Origin of the sequence: Finegoldia magna (assembly GCF_018371055.1) — a bacterium.
In the GTDB taxonomy this organism is placed as follows: Bacteria; Bacillota; Clostridia; order Tissierellales; family Peptoniphilaceae; genus Finegoldia; species Finegoldia magna_I.
Window position 1 is genome coordinate 1 of the sequence record NZ_JAGYZD010000171.1, and the last position, 3,781, is coordinate 3,781.

The following is a 3,781-nucleotide window of genomic DNA, read 5'->3' on the forward strand; positions in this document are numbered from 1 at the left end:
ATCTTTACATCTTTTAAGCCATCTTAGTGTTCTTTTCATTGAGTCTTCTGTGTATTCATAACTTGCTGGATAAGGAACACATTCATCAAAAGCCATCATAATATCAGATCCCAAATCATTTTGAATTTCCATTGATTTTTCAGGAGATATAAAATGTTTTGATCCATCAATATGGCTTCTAAATTGTACTCCTTCTTCAGTAATTTTTCTTGTCTTACTCAAACTAAAAACTTGAAACCCACCACTATCTGTTAAAATTGGTTTGTCCCAATTCATAAATTTATGAAGTCCATCTGCTTTTCTAATAATTTCTTGACCTGGTTTTAAGTATAAATGGTATGTGTTTGATAAAATTATTTGAGAGCCAATAGATTTCAATTCATCATTGTTCATTGCTTTGACTGTAGCTCTTGTGCCTACAGGCATAAATACAGGTGTTTTAATAACACCATGATTTGTTTCTATAGTGCCTGTTCTAGCTTTGCATTGAGAAGACTTTTTCTCTAGTGTAAATTTAAACATTCTTGCCTCCATTTATAAACATAGCATCTCCAAAGCTAAAAAATCTAAAATCATTTTGTTTTGCTTTTTCATAAGCATTAAAAATGTATTCTTTCTTAGAAAAAGCACTTACCAACATCATTAAAGTAGACTTAGGTAAATGGAAGTTAGTGATTAAGCTGTCCACAATATTAAATTCAAAGCCTGGATAGATAAAAATATCTGTCCAGCCACTTTCAGCTACTAGTTTTGAATTATTATTGTGTGTAACTGTTTCTAAAGTTCTTACGCTCGTAGTACCTACCGCTATAATGTTATGTCCTTTACTTTTTTGTCGATTAATAATATCAACGGTTTCTTGGCTTATTGTGTAGTATTCAGAATGCATGTGATGATCCTTAACATCGTCAACTTTAACCGGTCTAAATGTTCCTAATCCTACATGTAATGTTAAGAATACCACATAAATTCCTTTTTCTTTGATTTTTTCTAAAAGTTCATTTGTAAAATGAAGACCTGCCGTAGGTGCTGCTGCACTTCCTTTGTGTTTTGAATAAACAGTTTGGTATCTTTCCTTATCATTCAATTTTTCTTTTATATATGGAGGAAGTGGCATATTCCCAAGTTCATCCAATCGTTCTTCAAAAATTCCTTCATAATCGAATTTTAAAATTCTAGATCCATCTTCTGTAATGTCTACGACTTTTGCGCTTACTTTATCAGAAAATTCTATTACTTGATCTAATTTCATTTTCTTTCCAGGCTTTACCAAACATTCCCACTTATCTTCTGTTTGTTGTAGAAGTAAAACCTCAATTTTTTCTTCTTTTCCTGGTCTGTGTCCAAAAAGTCTAGCAGGAATAACTCTTGTGTTATTACATACTAAAACATCACCAGGATTTAAATAATCTATAATATTATAAAATTTTTTTATTTCTGTATTTCCGTTAAATCTATCCATAACCATTAGCCTAGATTCATCTCTTTTATCTAATGGAGTTTGTGCGATAAATTTTTCATCTAACTCGTAATCAAAATCATCTGTATTCATCTTATAAAATCACCTCTTTCGAACTATATTAAAATGCTTATACGCTTTATCTGTGACAATTCTTCCTCTTGAAGTTCTATTGATAAATCCTATTTGCAACAAATAAGGTTCATAAACATCTTCAATAGTAATTCTTTCTTCCCCAGTGGCCGCTGCAATTGTATCAACACCAACAGGTCCACCATCAAAATTATTAATCATTGTCATTATTATTTTTCTATCAACATAATCTAGTCCACATTTATCTACTTCTAGCAAATTTAAACCACGATTACTTATTTCCTTTGTAATAGTTCCGTCTGCTCTAACTTCCGCGTAATCTCTAACTCTTTTTAATAATCTATTGGCAATTCTTGGAGTTCCTCTACTTCGTCTTGCTATTTCCATAGCACCTTCTTCATCAATACCTATTCCCAAAACACCCGCAGATCTAGTAACTATTTTCTTCAAACTTTCTATATCATATAGTTCTAAGTTTAATAGAACACCAAATCTATCGCGAAGTGGTCCTGTTAATTGACCTGATCTTGTTGTAGCACCAATAAGTGTAAATTTCTCCAAATCTATTCGTAAGCTTCTTGCAGAAGGTCCTTTTCCCACTATAATATCCAAAGCATAATCTTCCATTGCAGGATACAAAATTTCTTCAACAGAACGATTAATTCTGTGTATTTCATCTATAAACAAGACATCATCTTTTTGTAAATTTGTAAGAATACTTGCTAAATCAGAAGGCTTTTCGATTGCAGGTCCACTAGTAACCCTTAGGTTAACTCCCATTTCATTAGCTATAATGTGTGCTAAAGTAGTTTTACCTAATCCAGGTGGTCCATATAATAGAGCGTGATCCAATGGTTCATTTCTATTCTTTGCAGCTTCAATAAAAATTGACAATTTCTTCTTGACTTTATCTTGACCAATATAATCGCTCATCCATTTTGGTCTTAAATTAAAATCAATATCTTCGTCGCTTTTCGTAAAAGATGCTCCAACAATTCTATCGTTTTTATCTTCCATTTTCTCACCTACCTACTACTGTCCAAGCTTTTCATTGCTTTTTTCATTATATCTTCAATTGATAATCCTGAAATATCAGTGTTTTCGATAAATGCATCCACATCATTTTTAAAATAACCAAGTTGTAATAATGCTTCTCTTGCAAATTCTGAATCACTTGATTTTTTCACTTCTTTGTTAACAGGTTTTTCTGATGGCACAAAATCTTTTTCGATTTTTTCTTTTAACTCTAAAATAATCCTTGATGCTGTTTTTTTGCCAACGCCTGGTGCTTGTGTTAGAAGTTTAATATCATCAGTAATAATAGCGGTTTTACATTCATCAACTGTCATAGTTGATAGTATATTCATTGCATATTTTGGACCAATAGATGTTACATCTGTTAACAAATTAAATAAGTCTCTTTCTTTTTGAGATGAAAATCCGTACAAAATACTTGCATCTTCTCTTTCGACAAATTCAGTATATACTTTATATTCATCAAATGCACTTACATTATCCCTAAAAAAATCAGTTATGAATATTTTATAACCAATTTTGTTGTTTTCCAATACTATGTAATTTTCATGAACTTCAGTAATAACTCCAATAATATACGAATACATATTATCTCCTATTTCATTTCATTTAGATATTTAAACTTACTTCCAAAAATGTGACACAAAGCCACAGCTACAGCATCTGCAGCATCATCAGGTTTAGGTATATCGTTAAATTTTAAAATTGTTTTAACAGTTTCTTGTACTTGTCTTTTATCAGCTCTTCCATATCCTACAACTGCTTGTTTAATTTGAAGAGGTGTATATTCGTAAAGATTTAAATTCTTATTGATACAGCTTAGAATTTCTACTCCTCTTGCTTGAGAGACCGTTATTGCTGTCTTTACGTTTTTATTGAAAAACAATTCTTCAAATGCACAATCTTCCGGTTGAAATTCATCGATAATTTTGTTCATTTCATTGTAAATAAATGATAATCTGTCAGGTAATGGTGATTTTGAACTTGTTGTGATGCAACCATATTCAAGACATTTTATTTTGTTATTATCATAATCCAATATAGAATATCCAACGATTGCTATACCAGGATCAATTCCTAAAACTCTCACTTATTATCAAATCCTATACTCAAATATATTTTAACATGTTTTAATATTATATCATAAACATTTTGACTTGTTAATTTGCCTATATGTTATAATATAATCAGTTA

General features: G+C 30.7%; 5 protein-coding genes. All 5 read right to left on the bottom strand.

Translation table 11 applies throughout. The features are described 5' to 3' along the window. On the bottom strand, positions 1-522 hold a 522-nt coding region (locus KHW44_RS07350), incomplete at its 3' end, for a tRNA guanosine(34) transglycosylase Tgt (protein ID WP_304067834.1). Then, the gene (gene queA, locus KHW44_RS07355; RefSeq protein WP_304067837.1) at positions 515-1,552 is read right to left on the bottom strand and encodes a tRNA preQ1(34) S-adenosylmethionine ribosyltransferase-isomerase QueA; all 1,038 of its coding nucleotides are present in this window, start codon (positions 1,550-1,552) and stop codon (positions 515-517) included. The genes queA and KHW44_RS07350, both read right to left, overlap by 8 nt. 9 nt (positions 1,553-1,561) lie before the next feature. Next, positions 1,562-2,569 (bottom strand): Holliday junction branch migration DNA helicase RuvB, encoded by a 1,008-nt coding sequence (gene ruvB, locus KHW44_RS07360; protein WP_094205723.1) that lies wholly within the window; start codon positions 2,567-2,569, stop codon positions 1,562-1,564. A gap of 8 nt (positions 2,570-2,577) precedes the next feature. Beyond that, positions 2,578-3,174: a Holliday junction branch migration protein RuvA gene (gene ruvA, locus KHW44_RS07365; protein ID WP_094223498.1), complete on the bottom strand. Its 597-nt coding sequence runs from the start codon at positions 3,172-3,174 to the stop codon at positions 2,578-2,580. 8 nt (positions 3,175-3,182) lie between these two features. Continuing rightward, positions 3,183-3,677, bottom strand: a complete 495-nt coding sequence (gene ruvC / locus KHW44_RS07370; RefSeq protein WP_002836493.1) for a crossover junction endodeoxyribonuclease RuvC — start codon at positions 3,675-3,677, stop codon at positions 3,183-3,185. Between the last annotated feature and the right edge of the window lie 104 nt (positions 3,678-3,781).